The organism is Pseudomonas sp. MWU13-3659, assembly GCF_023757525.1.
In the GTDB taxonomy this organism is placed as follows: Bacteria; Pseudomonadota; Gammaproteobacteria; order Pseudomonadales; family Pseudomonadaceae; genus Aquipseudomonas; species Aquipseudomonas entomophila_E.
Genome location: NZ_JAMSHW010000040.1, coordinates 18,010 through 36,314 on the forward strand (window position 1 = coordinate 18,010; position 18,305 = coordinate 36,314).

Sequence of the window (18,305 nt, forward strand, 5' to 3'; positions counted from 1 at the left end):
CCTACAGGTGACCGTGCTTTTCTGTAGGAGCGGCCTTGTGCCGCGAAAGGGGCGCACGGCGGCCCCAGCGCCCTCAACCTTCAGAAACCACTTTCACGCACCCCCAGCGCCGCCAACCGCCGCCAGGCGGCCCCCAGCAGCGACTCCCGGGCCCCCTCGAGCACCACCACCCCACGCACCGGCTGGCCCACATCCGCCACCTCGGCCAACGGACTCAAGCGCACACCGTACTGGGCCTGCACCGGCTCCGCGCGCTGCTGGCCATCACGCCGCACGGCCACCGGCCCATGGCGGTCGGAGGCCAACGCTTCCAGCTCCAGCACCGTCACCCCGGTGGCATCCACCTGCTCCACCCGCACCGGCACTGCCGGCCGCGCCGGGTCATCGGCGATAAAACGCCCTTCGCTGCCAGCCGCCACCCGCCACAGGTCGACCTCGGCCAGGTAGCCCCGCAGGCGCACCCCCGGCTCGACAATCCGCCCCAGGGTCTGGGCCGGGCTGACCCACTGGCCAGGCACCAGGTCCGGCGGCAGGTCGCGCAATACCCCACTGCGCGGCGCGCGCAGCTGCAAGCGCTCACGCTGGGCCGCCAGGCCACGGTATTCGGCCACGGCTTCAGCCAACTGCTGTTCGAGCACACCGGCATCGCCCGCCGTCTCGCTACGCCCGGCCTGGCGGCGCAACAGCAACTGCAGGATGTCGATCTCGCGGCGCACGATGGACTGGCGCGACGCCAGGTCGGGCGACTCCAGTTCCAGCAGCAGAGCCCCCTGCCCAACCCGCTGCCCTTCGCGCACCAGCAGGCTTTTCACCCGTGCCGCCACCGGCGCGTGCAAGGCGCTGACGCGGGACGCCTCGAGCATCGCCGGCACGTCCACCGCGCCGCGCCAGGGCACCACCAGCACGGCCAGCAGCAGCGCCAGCCCGCCTGCGACCCGCAAGGTCTTGCCCGGCGCCGCCTGGCCACGGCGCAGCCACCACTGCTGCAGCTCCTTCCACACTGGCAGCCCGATGAACCACACCAGCTCCACCAACATCAGGAAGATGCCCAGCACCTTGAAGAACAGGTGATACACCGCCAGGGCGATACCGAAGAACAGCACCGCGCGCCACAGCCAGGCACCATAGCCCCATACCAGCAGGCGGCGGCGCATGACCGGCGGCCAGGCTTCCGGGGCCGGCTCGCCATAACCGAACAACGCTTCACGCAGGCGCCAGCGGCACAAGGCGAAGGCGCGCTGCTGCAAGTTCTCGACACCCCAGAGATCGCTGACCAGGAAGTAGCCGTCGAAGCGCATGAAGGGGTTGAGGTTGACCAGCAACGTGGTGATCCAGGTGGCACTGGCCAGCATGAACGCCGCCGTGCGCGCCGGGCCATCAGGCAGCAGCGACCAGGCCAGCAGTGCCAATACCGCCAGCACCAGCTCGGCGAACACCCCGCCAGCATCGATCAACAGCCGCGAACGACGGTCCCGAACCCGCCAGGCATCGCTGACATCGGTGTAGAACATCGGCAGCAGCACCATGAACGCCAGGCCCATGCTCTGCACCCGGCAACCGGCGCGCTTGGCCATGAAGGCATGGCCGAACTCGTGGCACAGCTTGGCGAACCCCAGTGCCACGCCGAAGGCGAGGATGCCGCCCAGGCTGAACAGGTGCGGAAAGGTGGCGATGAAGCGCGACCAGTCGCGGATCACCAGGAACACGCCCAACACCAGTATCAGTGGCAGGGCGATGCGCAGCAGCCAGCCACCATGGCGTTCGAGCAGCGGCCAGGCGCGGTTGAGAAAAGCGTCCGGGCGCCACAGGGGAATGCGAAAAAACAGGTACTGGTGCAACACGCGTGTCCACAAGCTCTGTCGAGTGGCAGCGGCCTTGGTCGCGTAGCTGTCGCGCTGGCGGCCATCCTCGGCGCTGATCAGGTCATGCTGGCCGAGGAACAACAGCAGCTCCTCCAGGGCCTGCCCATCGACGGCCTGGCCAGGCTCGGCATTGGCGGCGGCCAGCACCCGTTGCGGGTCGCCCAGCCGCCAGTGCTGCAACAGCCGCACGGCGGCGGCGCCCAGCTTGAAGTAACGCCCACGCAACGGGTCGGCCAGGGTCCACTGCGGCGCACCGTCATGGCCGGGCGCCGCCGCCGACAGTTGCAGGTCGGCCCGCAGCGGCGGCAGGCTCACAGCCCCAGCCCCTGGCGCAACGCAGCCAACGGCCGGCGCAGCAGGTAATAGACCAGCGGCGCGCGTTCGCCGTACAGCTTGGCAGTGCCACGCAGGCCGATGCGCGGCGGCGTGTCATCGAAACCCGCATCGAGGCGGTAGGCCAGTTGCCCAGCGGCGGTGGCCTGGGCTTCATAGGCGGCGCGCTCCAGACGGGCGGCGTGGCGGTGCAGCGGGTCGCTGTCGAGAAACAGCGCCACTTCAGCGCCAGGCTGCAAGGCGATGGCGTCGCCCACCGGCAGCTCCATGCGCAACTCGGCCATCTGCGGATCGGCCAATTGCATCAACCGCTCGCCTGTCTGTACCGGCTTGCCCATCCAGCGCTCGGCATCGGCGAACACGGCGATCCCGGCGCGTTCGGCGCGGATCTCGCTGCGCCCCAGCAACTGGCGGGCGTAATCGAGCTCGGCGCGTTTCTGCTCCACGCGGGCGGCCAGCAAGTCGAGCCGGGCGTTGGATTCGGCGTCGCTGAACGCCCGTTGGGTACTGGCCTTGAGCTCGGCCTCCGCCACACCGAGCGCGCGCTCGGCGACATCGGCCTGGGCCTTGAGGGTGGTGGCGTCGAAGCGCACCAACACATCCCCCATGGCGACCGTCTGGTTGGGCTTGACCAGGAACTCGGCGATCACCCCATCCAGCGGCGCGGCAACGACACGCCCCGCGCGCGGCACCACTTCGGCCGGCGCCAGCACCGATTGGCGCACCGGCACCAGCAACACCAGCAGCAACGCCCCCGCCACCGCCAGCAAGCGCCGCCTTGGCCAGCGCAGGCGCCAGGGCCGGGCCGGGCGCAAGGCCAGCCAGGCATGGGCGTAGGTATCCCCCAGTTGATTCAGCAGGGCTTGCTCGGCAGGGTTGAACGCCTGATCACGGGCCAGCCACAGACCGCCGAACACCTCACCCTGGCGATCAATCAGTGGCAGCCAATAGGCATGGGCAGCCGACAGCGACTGCCAGTCGGCCACGGTCTGGGCATCCAGCCGAGCGGGGTCGACGGCGCCGGGCTGGCCCGCCACCCCGGCGGCCTGCAAGGTGTGGGCAGCGCGCTCGACGAACGCCACGAACGGCGCATGGGGTTCCACCACGCTGATGCCAGTCAGTGCCTGGACCTTGCCGGCGATCAGCAGGGCGGCATGGCGAAAACCGAACAGCGCCTGGCCATCGTTGACCATGGCGTAGGCCAGTTGCTCGCTGCTGGCGGCCTGGCGCGCCTGGCGCTGCAAACCGAGGAACAGCGCGAAGGCGTGTTCGGCCACGCCCGCCGCGACGGTCATGGCTGTTCCGGGAAGTGGGCGGTACCGCTCATGCCGGCCAGCAGCCCCTGGCTGTCGCGGGGCAGCTCGCCGATCAGTTGCAGGGTCTGGCTGCCCTCGTCGATCCGCGCGCCCACGCGCTTGACCTGGGCTTGCAGGGGCTTGCCGGTTTCATCGGGGACGAACTCGAACGGCTGGCCGGGCTTGAGCCGCCCCAACCAGCGTGAGGGCACCAACAGGTGGATTTCCAGCGAGCGGTTGTCCACCACCTCGATCAACGGCGAGCCGCTGGGCACGCTTTCATGGGGCTGGGCCCGGCGCTGCACCACCCGCCCGTCGAACGGCGCGCTGACCACGCAGCGCTTGATCTGCACCTGGTACACCTGGGCTTCGGCCTGGGCCTGGGCCTGCTTGGCCTCGGCCAGCGACACTTCGAACTGGCCGACCGACTTCAGCGCGGCCAGCTGGCGGTTGTGCCTGAGTTCTTCACTGGCGGCGCGCACGGCGGCCTGGGCGGCGTTTAGCTGGGCTTGATAGGCGCTGCAGTCGAAGCGCGCCAGGGTGCTGCCCTGCTTGAAGTCCTGGCCGTCGGCGTAGGGCATCTCGACGATGCGCCCGGCCAGTTCGCTGGAGAGCACGGCCTGGTCGCGGGCACGCAGCACGCCACGGGGGTTCTGCCCACTGTTGGTGGTGGAGGGGGCGTCGAGCAAGGGATCGGCGGGCGTTTCGCCGGCCTGCGCCAGCGGCAGGTACAACAGACCCAGGGTCAAAGCCAAACGGAAACCGCGAAGCATGTTGCGCACTCCCTTGCGAGCTAGTGGCGGGAGTGTAAGGCAAAAAATGATGGCACGGATATATCACGCGGATGAAGATCCGGGCCGGTCGGTGGAGGCCGTACGAATGGGCTCCATCCCTTCCTTTGGGTGCCGTTGTGCTGACTGTACGGGCCCTTTCGCCGGCAAAGCCGGCTCCTACAGGTGACCGCATCGCCTGTAGGAGCCGGCTTGCCGGCGAATGGACTTCAATTTAGCCCAGCGACCGCGCCCCCACCGCCCGGCGCGCCTGGCCCCGGGTGGTGACGATGCCCAGGAACGAGATGACGATCGCCAGGCTCAGCGTCGCCGTCACCTCGGCCCGGTGCTCCTCGGTGAACAGCATCACCCCCAGGGCGCAACTGATGAACACGATCACCGCCCAGGTCAGCCAGGGGAACAGCCACATGCGGAACTTCAGGTTGGCATTCTCCCGCTCCAGCCTTGCACGCATGCGCAGTTGCGAGATGGCGATCACCAGGTACACCAGCAAGGCGATGGCCCCGGAGCTGGCCAGCAGAAACTCGAACACGCCCTTTGGCGCGAAGTAGTTGAGGATGGCGATACCCGCGCCGATCAGGGTGCTGCCGAACACCGCCGCGCGCGGCACGCCGACCTTCGACGTCTTGTTCAACAATGCCGGCGCATCGCCGCGCTTGGCCAGCGAGTACATCATCCGCGAGGCGATGTAGATCGACGAGTTCATGCAGCTGGTCACCGCGATCAGCACCACGAAGTCGACCATCAGCGCGGCGTTGGGGATGTTCATGATTTCCAGCGCGCGCTGGTACGAACCCACCACCGCCAGCTGCGGGTCGTTCCACGGCACCACCGAGATGATCACGAAGATCGACAGGATGTAGAAGGTGCTGATGCGCCAGATCACCGAGCGGGTGGCCTTGGCGATGTTGCGCGACGGGTCGCTGGACTCGGAGGCGGCGATGGTCACCGCCTCGGTGCCGATAAAGCTGAACATCACGGTGATGAACGCCCCCACCACCGCCGACCAGCCCTTGGGCGCAAAGCCGCCCTGCTCCGCCATCAGCGTGCTCAGGCCACTGACCTCGCGGTTGGGCAACCAGCCCATCAACGCGGCGAAGCCCAGGCCGATGAAACCGAGGATGGCGGTGACCTTGAGGATGGCGAACCAGAACTCGAACTCACCGTACTTGGCCACGCTGAACAAGTTGGTGCAGGCCAGCAGCAGCACCGAGGCCAGGGCGAAGATCCAGCTGTCCACCTGGGGGAACCAGGCGTTGAGCACATGCCCGGCGGCCAGCGCCTCGATGGGGATCACCAGTACCCAGAACCACCAGTACAGCCAGCCGATGGTGTAGCCGGCCCAGCGGCCGATGGCTTGCTCGGCGTAGGTGGAGAACGAGCCGGTGTCGGGGTGCGCCACGGCCATTTCGCCGAGCATGCGCATGACCAGCACCACCAGGGTCCCGGCCACGAAGTAAGAGATTATGGTAGCTGGCCCGGCCGCCGCGATGGCGTGCCCGGAGCCGACGAATAGCCCGGCGCCGATGATGCCGGCGATGGACAGCATGGTGACGTGACGCGGCTTGAAACCTTGGGCAAGGTTGCCATCGGATCCCACGGTGTTCATTGGTGTTGTTCTCTTTTTGCTGACACATGGAAGGGACGGGCAGGCGGGCGAAAGGGCTCCTCGATGAACGGTGGAGTACGTTGCGCACGCTCTGTTACGGCCTTCTCACGCGCCCGGGGCAACGCACCGTGGGGATGCGGGCTTCACTTTAAGCCGGGCGCGGCACGAGCAAAATGCTCGAAAACGTCAGACAACGGTTCGATCACGACACCACGTGCCTATCCGCGTCAGTCAAGCCCCTCGACATGCCTGGGAGCGTCAATCTCGGTCGCGGCGGTAATCCCAGTAGAAATTCACCACCGCGAACGTCAGGATCGCGGAGACGATCATCAGGCCGATCTGCAGGTTGCTCATGGGACCTCCTGTAGGAGCGGGCTTGTCCCGCGATTGCGATCATGGGAGACGACATCGTTGCCCGGCCTGGCGCTGTCGCGGGACAAGCCCGCTCCTACAGGGCTGCGGTGTCTTCCCGAACGGGCCAGGCGCTTGAGCGCCAGCACCATGAGCACGCCAAGCAGCATCATCGCCAGCACCAGCAACGCATAGGCCAGCCACCACGGCACGCCCGCGGTCATCATGCTGAACTCGGACATGCCACCAATGCTGGCGATCAGGTTCAGCGGCAGGAACACCACGTTGATCAGGGTGAGCTTGCGCAGGGTCTCGTTCATCGCGTTGTTGGCCAGGTTGCCGCGGGCGTCCATCAGGCCGGCGAACACCGTCGAGTAGATCTCGGCCTGCTTGTGGCACTGGTTGTTCTCGATCACCAGGTCGTCGATCAGCGCCAGCACCTCGGGGTTGAAGTGGCGCTTCTCGCCGTGGGCGCGCAGGCGCGAGAGCACCGCACCGTTGCTGTGGATGGCGTTGATGTAGTGGATCAGGCTCTCGCTGAGGTTGAACATCTGCATCAGGTGGTGGTTTTCCAGCGACTGCTCGAAACGCTGCTGCAGTTCGCGGGCGACCATCTTGATCACCTTCAGATGCCCCAGGTAGTGGTGCAGGTTGTCCAGCAGGATGGCCAGCAGCACATCCATCGGATCGTGCAGCGCGTGGCGTTGCCCGAGGCCGTCGAGCAATGAGTCATCCGGGGCGATCAGCACCAGGTGGCCGTCGACCATCAGCATGCCGAACGACGATACCTGGAAGGCGAAACTGTCGCCGCCGGTGTAGCTCTCCGGGCGCTTCCAGATCAGGAACAGGCCATCGCGGTGCAGCTCCAGGCGCGACACTTCGTCCGGGTCCAGCGCCGAGGCCAGGGCGTGGGCGTCCAGGTGGAACCAGGCCTGCAACAGTTCGCGCTCGGCGCTGTCCGGTTCGACGAACAGCAGCACCTCGCAATCGAGCCCTTCGCGCTTGCGCAACTGGCCGTGGGCCAGGCTGTAGCTTTCGATCATGCCAGCACCTCGTTACCAGGCTTGCCCCCGGCGCTTCTGCTCCAGGCGGCGGATGAATTCCTCCAGCACCAGGGTGTAGAGGTCGTCGTGCAGGTAGGCGTCTTCGATGCCCGCATCGAGGTTGGGGTTGTCGTTGACCTCGATCACCACCACTCGGTCACCGACCTGCTTGAGGTCCACGCCGTACAGGCCATCGCCGATCAGGTTGGCTGCCTCCACTGCCAGCTCCACCACCGCCCGCGGCGCTTCGTGCACGGCCAGGGTGCGGCATTCGCCGTTGACCTCGTCGCGCTGGGCCTGGTGGTTGAAGATCTGCCAGTGGCCCTTGGACATGAAGTACTGGCAGGCGAAGATCGGCTTGCGGTTGAGCACACCGATGCGCCAGTCATATTCGGTGTAGAGGTACTCCTGGGCCAGCAGCAGCACCGAGTGCTCGAACAGTTCGGCGGTGGCGGCCTGGAGTTCGGCGTGGTCCTTCACCTTGATCACGCCCCGGGAGAAACAACCGTCGGGAATCTTCAGCACCAGCGGAAAGCCCAGCCGTTCGCCGATGCCTTCCAGTGCCTGGGGGTTGTCACGGTAGAGGATCTCGCTGGCCGGCATGGCCAGGCGATGGCTGCGCAACAGGTCGGTCAGGTAGACCTTGTTGGTGCAGCGCAGGATCGACGCCGGGTCGTCCATCACCACCAGCCCTTCGCTCTCGGCCTTCTTGGCGAAGCGGTAGGTGTGGTTGTCGACGCTGGTGGTCTCGCGGATCAGCAGGGCGTCGTATTCGGCCAGGCGGGCATAGTCCTTCTTGCCGATCAGCTCGACATCGACCCCCAATTGGTGCCCGGCACGGATGAAGCGCTCCAGTGCCTTGGGGTTGGACGGCGGCAGCGCTTCGTCGGGGTCGTGGAGGATCGCCAGGTCGTAGCGTGCCACCCGGCGCGAACGCGGCTGGCGCCAGATCCTGCGGCTGAAGCCATCGAGGGCGTTGGCGAACGGGTCCTGCTGGTCTTCACGCAGTTTGTGCAGCGCGCCGGCCTTGACCCCGGCGATGTGCCAGGTGCTGGTCTTGCGAAATTCCACCAGCAGGATCGGGCAAGGGAAACTTTCGAACAGCTGGCGGGCAATGTCCTGCAGCGGTTCCAGGTCGGTACGGCCGAAATACAGGGTCAGGGTGAAGCCTTCGGTTTCGCCGTAGGGGTGATTGGCCAAGGCGCTTTCCAGGCTGCGCGCCATCTCGTCGAGGGCCAATCCGTATAACGACTTTCGGGTCAACTCGCTGATACTTCTGACCGAGGGAATGACTTTATGACCGCGCGCCTCGGCCAACAACGAACAATAATAACCGTGGCCTAGATACTTATAGTTACGACATAAGTTTATGACTTGCACGCGCTTGCCGCTGTCTGTCTCGCGAGACTGCTCCAGGTATTCCTGGGCCGTCACGACATCTTCGCTTGGCAGGTACGAAGCCCAGTCATCACGCCGCTCCACGATGATCACCAGCTGACTTGACTTGTTGTCCAGTTGCAGTGGATAAATAACGCCAGTTGCACTTGAGTTTGAACTTTCCCCGGACCACGCCGGTAAAGGTTCCTGAAACGATGACATGTTGGAAGCCCTGTGTTGGGTAGACACGGTTTCTATTAAGCACGAAGTTTTTCGAATGTCCCGTTTCATTACGCAACTTTTACGGCGGCCCTATGCAGATCGAATTTCGCCTGGCAACTGTCGAAGACTTGCCGGCCCTGCTGGCACTGGAGAACCAGTGCTTCGCCCTGGACCGGCTCACCCCGCGCAGCTTCCGCTGGATGCTCTCCCACGCCAACGCCAGCCTGCTGGTGGCGCAACGTGACGGCCAATTGATGGGCTATGCGTTGCTGCTGTTCCATCGCGGTACCTCTTTGGCGCGCCTGTACTCCATCGCCATCGCCGCACAGGCACGCGGCCAGGGGCTTGGCGCGCGCCTGCTGGAACAGGCAGAGCGTTGCGCCCTGGACCACGAACGCGCCTACCTGCGCCTGGAAGTGCGCACCGACAACCCCACCGCCATCGCCCTGTACGAGCGCCATGGCTACCGGCGCTTAGCCCAGGTGGACGACTACTACGAGGACCACGCCAGTGCCCTGCGCTACGAGAAGCGCATCCTCCAGCACCCGACGGGCGAGACACGCCCGGTGCCCTACTACGCCCAGACCACCGACTTCACCTGTGGCCCGGCCTGCCTGCTGATGGCCATGGCTGCCCTGCAACCGCAACGCCTGCCCAGCCGCCGTGAGGAACTGCGCCTGTGGCGCGAGGCGACCACCGTGTTCATGACCTCCGGCCACGGTGGCTGCAGCCCCCACGGCCTGGCCCTGGCCGCCTGGCGACGGGGCTTTGGCGTGCGGCTGTTGCTCAATACCGACGGGCCGTTGTTTCTCGAGGGGGTGCGCCAGGCGGGCAAGAAAGAGGTCATGCGCCTGGTCCACGAGGACTTCTGCGCCGAGTTGCAGGGCAGCGACGTGCAGATCGCCAGGCAGGCGCCCGACCTGCCCAAGGTGCTGGCCGACGGAGGCCTGGCGCTGGTGCTGATCAGCAACTACCGGCTCACCGGCAGCAAGGCGCCGCACTGGGTGCTGGTCACCGCCTGCGACGACGATTTCGTCTACCTGCACGACCCCGACATCGACCATGGCCGTCATCGCCAGGCCCTGGATTGCCAGCACCTGCCGGTGAGCCACCAGGAGTTCCAGCGCATGAGCCTGTTCGGTGGGCGCAAGCTGCGCGCGGCGGTGGTGGTGTACGCAACGGCGGCGTAAATGAAAAAGCCCCGGGTGACCGGGGCGATATAAGGTTGGTGAGGCACAGTTGATTACAGCTTTCCCTCCCCATCGGCGTTAATGTATTGCCCCTCTTCACAGCCTGGAACGGACACCATGGCGATCATCCTCGACGACCCCGGCCTCGAGCAGGTCGAACACTACCGCGACGACTCGCACCTGCGTGGCGAGCTGAACGCCCTGACTGCACAGACTTACGGCTTCGATTTCGAAGCCTGGTACGTGGCGGGTTTCTGGGAGGACAACTACCAGCCCTGCTCGCTGGTTCGCCAAGGGCGGATGCTGGCCAATGTCTCGGTCAGCCCGCTGGCCTTCATTCATCAAGGGCAGTACCTGCACTGTGCGCAGATCGGCACGGCGATGACCCGGCCCGAGGCCCGGGGCCGGGGCTACAGCCGCCACCTGATGGAGTGCCTGGTGCAACGCTGGGCGTCACCGTGCGACCTGTTGTTCCTGTTTGCCAATGGCACCGTGCTGGACTTCTATCCGAAGTTCGGTTTTCGCCGGGTGATCGAGCAGGAGCACTACCTGGAATGGTCCGGGGCACCGTGCGCCAGCAGTTGCAGCCCGGTGGACCTGGATGACGGCGGGCAGTTGCAGCGCTTCAAGGCGGCGGTGGCGGGCAGCTGTCCACAGGCGCGCTTGAGCCTGATGCCCAATGTGGCGCTGACGATGTTCTATTGCGACGGGCTGTACCGGGAAGCGTTGTTCTATTCGCCTCGGCATGAGGCGTATGTGGTGGTGGAACAGGAAGGCGAGCGGATGGTGCTGGTGGATGTGTTCTGTGCACGGGTGGTGGACCTGCACGCGTTGCTGCCGGAGCTGGTCCGACCAGGGACGCGGGAGGTGGTGCTGGGGTTCACGCCCTTGCGCGACGAAGCCTTCGCCACGCGGGTTGTGGATAACGATGACGCGCTGTTCGTCTGGGGCACGTCAGAGACGCCGCTCGATCAGGCGCCGATGCGATTTCCAATGCTGTCGCACACTTGATTGCTCCTGGCACCCGCTGCGCGGGTGATCGCGGCTGAAGCCGCTCCTACCCCCCGACCGCGTCAACCTCAAGCCTTGCGCGATCCTTGTAGGAGCCAGCCTTGCTGGCGAACACCGGCAAAGCCGGTGCCAGGTTCGCGGCGATCCGAAACGCCCAAAGGGAACTGTTCACCAGGTCAGGCAGATCTTGCCGAAATGCTTGTTGCTTTCCTGGTACTTGAACGCCTCGACCATCTGCTCCAGCTCGAAATGCTTGTCCACCACCGGCCGCAGGCCATTGGCGTCGATGGCCCGGACCATCGCCTGCTGCTGCGCGCGGCTGCCCACCAGCACACCCTGCAGGCGGATCTGCCGCACCAGTGCCTGCACCAGCGGCAACTGCCCCGCCACCCCGGTGAGGATGCCGATCAACGACACATGCCCACCGATGCGCGCGGCTATCATCGATTGCTCCAGCGTCGCCGGGCCGCCCACTTCGATCACATGGTCGACGCCGCGGTTGTCGGTGAGCTCACGCACTTTCTCACCCCAGGCCGGGGTGCGCTTGTAGTTGATCAGGTGATCGGCGCCAAGGGCCTTGAGGCGCTCCAGCTTGGCATCGCTGGACGATGTGGCGATCACCGTGGCACCTGCCAGCTTGGCGAACTGCAGGGCGAAGATCGAAACGCCGCCGGTGCCTTGCACCAGCACGCTGTCGCCCGGCTTGAGGTGATCGTCGCTCATCAGCGCGCGCCAGGCGGTGAGGCCGGCGGTGGTCAGGGTCGCGGCCTCGGCATGGCTGTAGCCCTTGGGCGCAAGGGTGAACGACGTGGCGCGGGCGGTGACCTGCTCGCGGGCGTAACCGTCGATGCCATCGCCCGGTACGCTGGTAAAGCCTTCGACCTGGGCCTGGCCGTCGAGCCAACTGGGGAAGAAGGTGCTCACCACCGCATCACCCACCTTGAATTCGCTGACACCGGCGCCGACCGCGATCACTTCGCCGGCGCCATCGGCCATGGGAATGCGCCGCTCACTCGGGCCCCACATGCCGCTGACCACGGCGAAGTCGTGGTAGTTGAGAGAGCTGGCGTGCAGGCGCACGGTGATTTCTCCAGCTTGGGGCGCGGCGGTTTCGCAGGTGCCGAGCTGGACCTTGTCGTAGCCGCCGCCGGGCAGGACGTAGAGGGCCTTGGTGCTCATGGGGGTCTCCATCGGGAAAAAGGTGCAGTGCAGCTTAGGCCCTTGCGGGCCTGTTCGCCTGTAGGAGCGGCTTTAGCCGCGATGCGGGTATCGCGCGGTCTGGCACCCGCTTCGCGGGTGATCGCGGCTGAAGCCGCTCCTACAGAGACCGTATCAGGTCAATGGATCAAGCGAGCAACGCTTTCAGCGCCCGGCAATCCGCCGCATGCCAGTCGGCCAGGGTCGGCCATGGATTGTCCGGCAGGTTGACCAGCACGGTGTGGGTGCCCGCCGCCCGGCCGCAATCGAGGTCGAAGCGGTAGTCACCCACCATCACCATCTGCGCAGGGGCGACGCCCCAGGCCTGGGCAATCTGCAGCAGCCCGTCCGGGCTCGGCTTGGGCGCCGCCTCGTCACGACCGAGAATGTGCTCCACCGGGAAGCAGTCGTCCAGGCCGATGGCCTCAAGCGTGACATGGGCCAGCTCGCGGGCATTGCGGGTGAGGATCGCCAGGCGACAACCGCGCGCGTGCAGCTCACGCACCAGTTCCACCGCCCCGTCCGCCGCCTTCGAGGCGATCGCCAGGTCGCGCTCATGCTCCAGCAGCCAGGCGTGCTTGGCCGCTGCCTCCGCCGCCGGCAGCGCCGCCAGGTGGGTGAGGATGTCGTGCGCGGCCGGGATGTCCAGGGCTTCGCGAATGGCCGCGAAGTCATGCACGGCCACGGTCAGGGTGCCGTCCATGTCGAACACCCAATGACGGATATGCCCCAGGCTCATGCCCAATCCTTGCGATGGCGGATCAAGCCTTCCTGGGTCGAGGACGCCACCAGTTGCCCGGCGCGGTTGAAGATGCTGCCGCGGGTGAAACCACGGGCATTGCCGGCCCAGGGGCTGTCGGTGGCATAGAGCAGCCAGTCGTCGGCGCGCAGGTCGCGGTGGAACCACAACGAGTGGTCGAGGCTGGCGATCTGCATGTCCTTCTGCCACACCGATTTGCCATGGGGCAGCAGCGCGGTGGTCAGCAGGCCGAAGTCCGAGGCGTAGGCCAGCAGGTACTTGTGCAGCGCCGGGATGTCCGGCAGCGTACCGTCGGCGCGGAACCAGGCGTACTTGACCGGGTCGCCCGGCTTGGGGTTGAACGGGTCGCGCTCGGTGACCGGGCGGATCTCGATGGGCTTGGCGCACAGCACCTTGTCGCGGATGCGTTCGGGCAACTGGTCGGCCATGGCCCGGGCCAGTTCCACTTCGCACGGCAGGTTCTCCGGGCCGACCACGTCGGGCATCCGTGCCTGGTGCTCGAAGCCCTCTTCGTCGTACTGGAACGAAGCGCTGCAGGTGAAAATCGGCTGGCCTTTCTGGATCGCCGTCACCCGCCGCGTGCTGAAGCTGCCGCCGTCGCGCACGCGGTCCACCGAGTACACCACCGGCATGCTGGCATCGCCCGGGCGCAGGAAGTAGCCGTGCAGCGAATGCACATGGCGAGCATCCTCGACCGTCTGGCTGGCCGCCGACAGCGACTGGCCGAGTACCTGACCACCATAGAGCTGGCGGAAGCCCAGGTCCTGGCTGCGTCCGCGGAACAGGTTTTCCTCGATCGATTCGAGGCTCAGCAGGTCGACGAGGTCGTCCAGTAGGTGGCTCATGGAAGGTTCTCCTGGCAAGGCATTACAGCGCTGTTATAGCGGCAGATGATACAGCGTTTGTCATTCACCCCGTCGATGCTGGCGTATTCAGCCGCGCAGGTTTTCCTGCCACTGCGCGCGGTCGATGCGGTACAGCACATGGGGGCGCAGGGGGTGGCCGGCGGGCAGGCGCGGGTGCTCGAAAGCGCCGGCCGGATCGTGGCGCATGCCGATGGCCTGCATGACCTTCTGCGACGGCAGGTTGCCTTCTGTGGTGAACGACACCACTTCGTCCAGGTGCAATTGGGCGAACGCGCAACGCAGGCAGGTCCACGCCGCCTCGCTGGCGAAGCCCAGCCCCCAGTGGCGCCGCGCCAGGCGCCAGCCGATCTCCACCGCCGGGCCGAACGGCGCGTCGAAATTGACGTGCAGCAGCCCGGTCATGCCGATGAAGGCGCCGCTGTCCTTGCGCTCCAGGGCCCACAGGCCAAAACCGTACTCGTTGAAGTGGCCGCGGATCCGGCCGATCAGCGCGGCCGCCTCCACACGCGTCATGGGCGCGGGGAAATAGCGCATCACCTGGGGGTCGGCGCACAGGGCGGCGAACTCGCGCAGATCGTCGTCCTGCCATTGGCGCAGCACCAGCCGGGCACTTTCCAGTTCAGGGATGGGGGTCATCAGGGCGGCTCCGAAATCGCGGCTTGCCAGTGTATAGCGTAGGCCGTCGGCGCATGTTCACCCAGGCGCCGGCCAGCGGATGTTTTTTTCACATCCGCTTCACCGCCCTCCAACGGCCCGCTTCGCAGAATGCCGGCAACCACAGCGGCCACAATCGACGCCGCACTGCCAATGGAGCGACGCATGCTTTCCAGCAACACCCTGGACAACCCGGCCAACCCGCCCCGCCCAGCACGCCGCCGATCGCGCAAAGTGCTGGGCGCCGCCCTTGGCCTGATCATGGCCCTGGCCGGGGTGACCACCTGGCTGGCGACGAGGACGCACATCGTGGACCTTGGCAACGAACAGCAACTGAGTGACAGCGGCCTGCTGCAGGACTGGAAGGACGGCGCGGTGATCGTGATGATCCGCCATGCCGAACGCTGCGACAGCGCCCCAGGCCCCTGCCTGGACGACCCCACCGGCATCACCCTCAAAGGCAGCCAGGCGGCGCGCCGCGTCGGCCAGGGCCTGGAACAACTCGGGCTGGCCAACGCCGACCTGCTGACCAGCCCCAAGTTGCGCACGCGACAGACCGCGCACTTCATCCTTGGCCAGGCGGTGGACAGCGCCGAGTGGTTGGAGAGCTGCGACCGTCAGTTCGCCAGCGAGGCCTTGGCCCGCAAGCGTGTGGGGCACAATCTGGTACTGGTCACCCACAACGGCTGCATCGACCACTTCCAGCGCCAGCAGAACGTACCCGGTGGCGAGCGCGAGAGCGGCTATGCCAGCGCCCTGTTCGTCTCGGTCAATGCCGACGGCAAGGCGCGGATCCTCGGGCGCATGAACGAGCCCGACTGGCAGCGGGTGCTGGCCAGCAGCGGCCGTTGAACGACACTAACGCCAGGCCAGCATCACCACGCCGATCGTGATCAGGCTGATGCCGGCCCACTGGCGCAGGTCGAGCCGCTCACCCAGCAAGGTCACGCCCAGCACCGCCACCAGGACCACGCTCAACTTGTCCACAGGCGCCACCTGCGAGGCCTGGCCCAGCTGCAAGGCGCGGAAGTAGCAGATCCACGACGCCCCGGTGGCCAGGCCCGAGAGCACCAGGAACAAGTAGCTGCGCGGCGAGATCGAGCCCAGTGCCTGGTACTGCCCGGTGGCGTAGAGGATCAGCGCCAGGCTCACCAGCACCACCACCGTGCGCAGCAAGGTGGCGAAGTCGGAGTTGATGCCCGTCACGCCGACCTTGGCGAAGATCGCCGTCAGCGCCGCGAACAGCGCCGACAGGAGGGCCCAGAATGTCCAGGACGACAGCAGACCGTTACCCATGCCCTTCCCCACGTCGATTGCGATGCGCAACAGGATAGCGCCCCGCCCGGCACTGCTGGCAAGATCAGCACTGGCCCCGACCACGACACCCCCATGCCGCTGCCACTGATCTACCACGACGACTACAGCCCCGAGTTCCCAGCGGACCACCGCTTCCCGATGGACAAGTTCCGCCTGTTGCGCGACCACCTGGTCGACAGCGGGCTGACCACCGACCAGGCCCTGCTGCGCCCGGAGATCTGCCCCAACGACATCCTCGCCCTGGCCCACGACCGCGACTACATCGAGCGCTACATGAACGGCGAGCTGTCGCGGGAAGACCAGCGCCGCCTCGGCCTGCCCTGGAGCGAGGCCCTGGCCCGACGCACGGTGCGCGCGGTCGGCGGCTCGCTGCTCAGCGCCGAAATGGCGTTGCGGCACGGCATCGCCTGCCACCTGGCCGGCGGCACCCACCATGCCCACTACGACCACCCGGCCGGCTTCTGCATCTTCAACGACCTGGCGGTGATCAGCCGCTACCTGCTGGAGGCCGGCCGCGTGCACCGGGTGCTGATCTTCGACTGTGACGTGCACCAGGGCGACGGCACCGCGCGGATCCTCCAGGACACCCCCGAGGCGATCACCGTGTCACTGCACTGCGAGCAGAACTTCCCGGCGCGCAAGGCCCAGAGCGACTGGGACATTCCCCTGCCACGGGGCATGCATGACGACGCCTACCTCAAGGTGGTGGACGATGCGCTGAACTACCTGCTGCCGCTGTACCAGCCGGACCTGGTGCTGTACGACGCCGGCGTCGATGTGCACAAGGACGACGCACTGGGCTACCTGCAACTGACCGATGAAGGCCTGGCCGCCCGCGACGAGTTGGTGCTGCGCCAATGCCTGGGCCGCGACATCCCGGTGGTCGGGGTGATCGGTGGCGGCTACAGCAAGGACCGCGAGGCCCTGGCCCGGCGCCACGGCATCCTCCACCACAGCGCGGCACGGGTCATCGGTTGTTCACAATGACTGTGGAACCGCCTGTGGATAACCTGCGGGAAAGCCCGTCCAGCCCTTTAACTGCCTGACCTGCAAGAAGTTGGTCGTTTTTTGAGCAGTGTTTCCTCCAGGGCTGCTGGGGTAGAATGCGCGCTCTTTTCCACAGCCTGCCGCCCGCCATGAACGATCCCCGCCCCACCTCCCAACCCTCAGTCGCCGTGATCGGCGGCGGCCCCGCCGGCCTGATGGCCGCCGAGGCGCTGGCCCAGCGTGGCGTGGCGGTGCAGGTGTTCGACGCCATGCCGTCGGTGGGCCGCAAGTTCCTGCTGGCGGGCGTGGGCGGCATGAACATCACCCATTCCGAGCCCTACCCGGCGTTCGTCGGCCGCTACGCCGAACGCCGCGACGCGATCGACGCCCTGCTGCGCGACTTTGACGCCGATGCCCTGCGTCACTGGATTCACGGCCTGGGTATCGAAACGTTCGTCGGCACCTCGGGCCGGGTGTTCCCCCGCGACATGAAAGCCGCGCCCCTGCTGCGCGCCTGGCTCAAGCGCCTGCGCGACGCCGGGGTGGTTATCCACACCCGCCACCGCTGGCTGGGCTGGAACACCGATGGCAGCTTGCGGATCGCTTATCCACAGGGCGAGCTGGCGGTGCACGCCAATGCCGTTGTCCTCGCCTTGGGGGGCGGCAGCTGGGCGCGGCTGGGTTCGGACGGCGCGTGGACAAACCTGCTGGGCGAACGGGGTGTGGATATCTCACCCTTGCAGGCAAGCAACTGCGGCTTCGAGGTCGAAGGCTGGAGTGCCTTGCTCAAGGACAAGTTCGCCGGTGCGCCGCTGAAGAACATTGCCCTGAGCGTGCCCGGCATGGCGCCGCGCAAGGGCGAGTTCATCCTCACCGCACAGGGGGTGGAAGGCAGCCTGGTGTACGCCTGGTCGGCCGCTGTGCGTGAAGCGATCAACCATGACGGGCACGGCACGCTGCTGCTCGACCTGCTGCCGGACCGGCCTGTGGACAAGATCGTCCAGGCCCTGGCCAAGCCTCGTGGCTCGCGGTCGATGGCCAAGCATCTGCACAGTCAGTTGGGGATCGATGGGGTGAAGGCGGCGTTGCTGCGTGAACTCACCGACCAGGCAACCTTTGCCGACCCTGAGCGGTTGGCGGCGGCGATCAAGGTGCTGCCGATTACCCTGGTGCGCACACGGCCGCTGGACGAGGCGATCAGCAGTGCTGGCGGGGTGCGTTTCGAAGGGTTGGATGAGGGCTTGATGGTCGCGAAACTGCCGGGCGTGTTCTGCGCGGGGGAAATGCTGGATTGGGAGGCGCCGACCGGGGGGTACCTGCTGACGGCGTGTTTTGCCAGTGGGCTCAGGGCTGGTCACGCAGCAGCAAACTGGCTCTTATCGCGCACCTGAATCGCTCGTGGGAGCATGGGATCTACGCCTGCCCCTGTAGGAGCGGCCT

16 protein-coding genes are annotated in these 18,305 nt (G+C 66.5%); 5 read left to right on the forward strand and 11 right to left on the reverse strand.

The window, feature by feature from the left end; all coding sequences use genetic code 11:
* Window positions 1-80 precede the first annotated feature (80 nt).
* The 6 genes from NGM28_RS26090 to NGM28_RS26115 form a co-directional block, all read right to left on the reverse strand.
* On the reverse strand, window positions 81-2,177 hold the full coding sequence (locus tag NGM28_RS26090) for a site-2 protease family protein (RefSeq protein WP_252092216.1): 2,097 nt from the start codon (window positions 2,175-2,177) through the stop codon (window positions 81-83).
* Entirely contained in the window at window positions 2,174-3,490 is a 1,317-nt protein-coding gene (locus tag NGM28_RS26095; RefSeq protein WP_252092218.1) for an efflux RND transporter periplasmic adaptor subunit, read from the reverse strand. Before NGM28_RS26095 ends, NGM28_RS26090 begins: the two co-directional genes overlap by 4 nt.
* Entirely contained in the window at window positions 3,487-4,263 is a 777-nt protein-coding gene (locus NGM28_RS26100) for an efflux RND transporter periplasmic adaptor subunit (protein WP_240066788.1), read from the reverse strand. Before NGM28_RS26100 ends, NGM28_RS26095 begins: the two co-directional genes overlap by 4 nt.
* Before the next feature lie 232 nt (window positions 4,264-4,495).
* A complete protein-coding gene (gene gabP, locus NGM28_RS26105) occupies window positions 4,496-5,890 on the reverse strand; it encodes a GABA permease (RefSeq protein WP_252092220.1) in 1,395 nt (464 codons plus the stop codon).
* 350 nt (window positions 5,891-6,240) lie between these two features.
* The gene (locus NGM28_RS26110) at window positions 6,241-7,284 is read right to left on the reverse strand and encodes a magnesium transporter CorA family protein (RefSeq protein WP_252092221.1); all 1,044 of its coding nucleotides are present in this window, start codon (window positions 7,282-7,284) and stop codon (window positions 6,241-6,243) included.
* A 12-nt stretch (window positions 7,285-7,296) separates the two neighbouring features.
* Window positions 7,297-8,883, reverse strand: a complete 1,587-nt coding sequence (locus NGM28_RS26115; RefSeq protein WP_252092223.1) for a RimK family ATP-grasp domain-containing protein — start codon at window positions 8,881-8,883, stop codon at window positions 7,297-7,299.
* A 92-nt stretch (window positions 8,884-8,975) separates the two neighbouring features.
* Between NGM28_RS26115 and NGM28_RS26120 the strand changes: the two genes are divergently transcribed.
* Window positions 8,976-10,073 (forward strand): peptidase C39 family protein, encoded by a 1,098-nt coding sequence (locus tag NGM28_RS26120; protein ID WP_252092225.1) that lies wholly within the window; start codon window positions 8,976-8,978, stop codon window positions 10,071-10,073.
* 117 nt (window positions 10,074-10,190) lie between these two features.
* A complete protein-coding gene (locus tag NGM28_RS26125) occupies window positions 10,191-11,084 on the forward strand; it encodes a GNAT family N-acetyltransferase (protein ID WP_252092227.1) in 894 nt (297 codons plus the stop codon).
* Window positions 11,085-11,252: 168 nt separating this feature from the next.
* Here NGM28_RS26125 and NGM28_RS26130 read toward each other — a convergent pair whose 3' ends face one another.
* The 4 genes from NGM28_RS26130 to NGM28_RS26145 form a co-directional block, all read right to left on the reverse strand.
* On the reverse strand, window positions 11,253-12,263 hold the full coding sequence (locus tag NGM28_RS26130; RefSeq protein ID WP_240066794.1) for a zinc-dependent alcohol dehydrogenase family protein: 1,011 nt from the start codon (window positions 12,261-12,263) through the stop codon (window positions 11,253-11,255).
* A 166-nt stretch (window positions 12,264-12,429) separates the two neighbouring features.
* Window positions 12,430-13,020, reverse strand: coding sequence for an HAD family hydrolase (locus tag NGM28_RS26135; RefSeq protein WP_252092229.1), 591 nt, complete (start codon window positions 13,018-13,020; stop codon window positions 12,430-12,432).
* Window positions 13,017-13,886: an acyl-CoA thioesterase II gene (gene tesB, locus NGM28_RS26140; RefSeq protein ID WP_240066796.1), complete on the reverse strand. Its 870-nt coding sequence runs from the start codon at window positions 13,884-13,886 to the stop codon at window positions 13,017-13,019. The genes NGM28_RS26135 and tesB overlap by 4 nt, the downstream gene beginning before the upstream one ends.
* 87 nt (window positions 13,887-13,973) lie before the next feature.
* Window positions 13,974-14,543: a GNAT family N-acetyltransferase gene (locus NGM28_RS26145; RefSeq protein WP_240066797.1), complete on the reverse strand. Its 570-nt coding sequence runs from the start codon at window positions 14,541-14,543 to the stop codon at window positions 13,974-13,976.
* A 183-nt stretch (window positions 14,544-14,726) separates the two neighbouring features.
* On the opposite strand from NGM28_RS26145, the gene pmrG reads away from it, so the two are divergent.
* The gene (gene pmrG, locus NGM28_RS26150; RefSeq protein WP_252092231.1) at window positions 14,727-15,413 is read left to right on the forward strand and encodes a lipopolysaccharide core heptose(II)-phosphate phosphatase PmrG; all 687 of its coding nucleotides are present in this window, start codon (window positions 14,727-14,729) and stop codon (window positions 15,411-15,413) included.
* 6 nt (window positions 15,414-15,419) lie between these two features.
* Here pmrG and NGM28_RS26155 read toward each other — a convergent pair whose 3' ends face one another.
* Window positions 15,420-15,857 (reverse strand): EamA family transporter, encoded by a 438-nt coding sequence (locus NGM28_RS26155; RefSeq protein WP_252092233.1) that lies wholly within the window; start codon window positions 15,855-15,857, stop codon window positions 15,420-15,422.
* A gap of 93 nt (window positions 15,858-15,950) precedes the next feature.
* On the opposite strand from NGM28_RS26155, the gene NGM28_RS26160 reads away from it, so the two are divergent.
* On the forward strand, window positions 15,951-16,865 hold the full coding sequence (locus tag NGM28_RS26160; RefSeq protein WP_240066800.1) for a histone deacetylase family protein: 915 nt from the start codon (window positions 15,951-15,953) through the stop codon (window positions 16,863-16,865).
* Between the two features lie 149 nt (window positions 16,866-17,014).
* Window positions 17,015-18,256 (forward strand): TIGR03862 family flavoprotein, encoded by a 1,242-nt coding sequence (locus NGM28_RS26165; RefSeq protein ID WP_252092235.1) that lies wholly within the window; start codon window positions 17,015-17,017, stop codon window positions 18,254-18,256.
* Window positions 18,257-18,305: the final 49 nt, after the last annotated feature.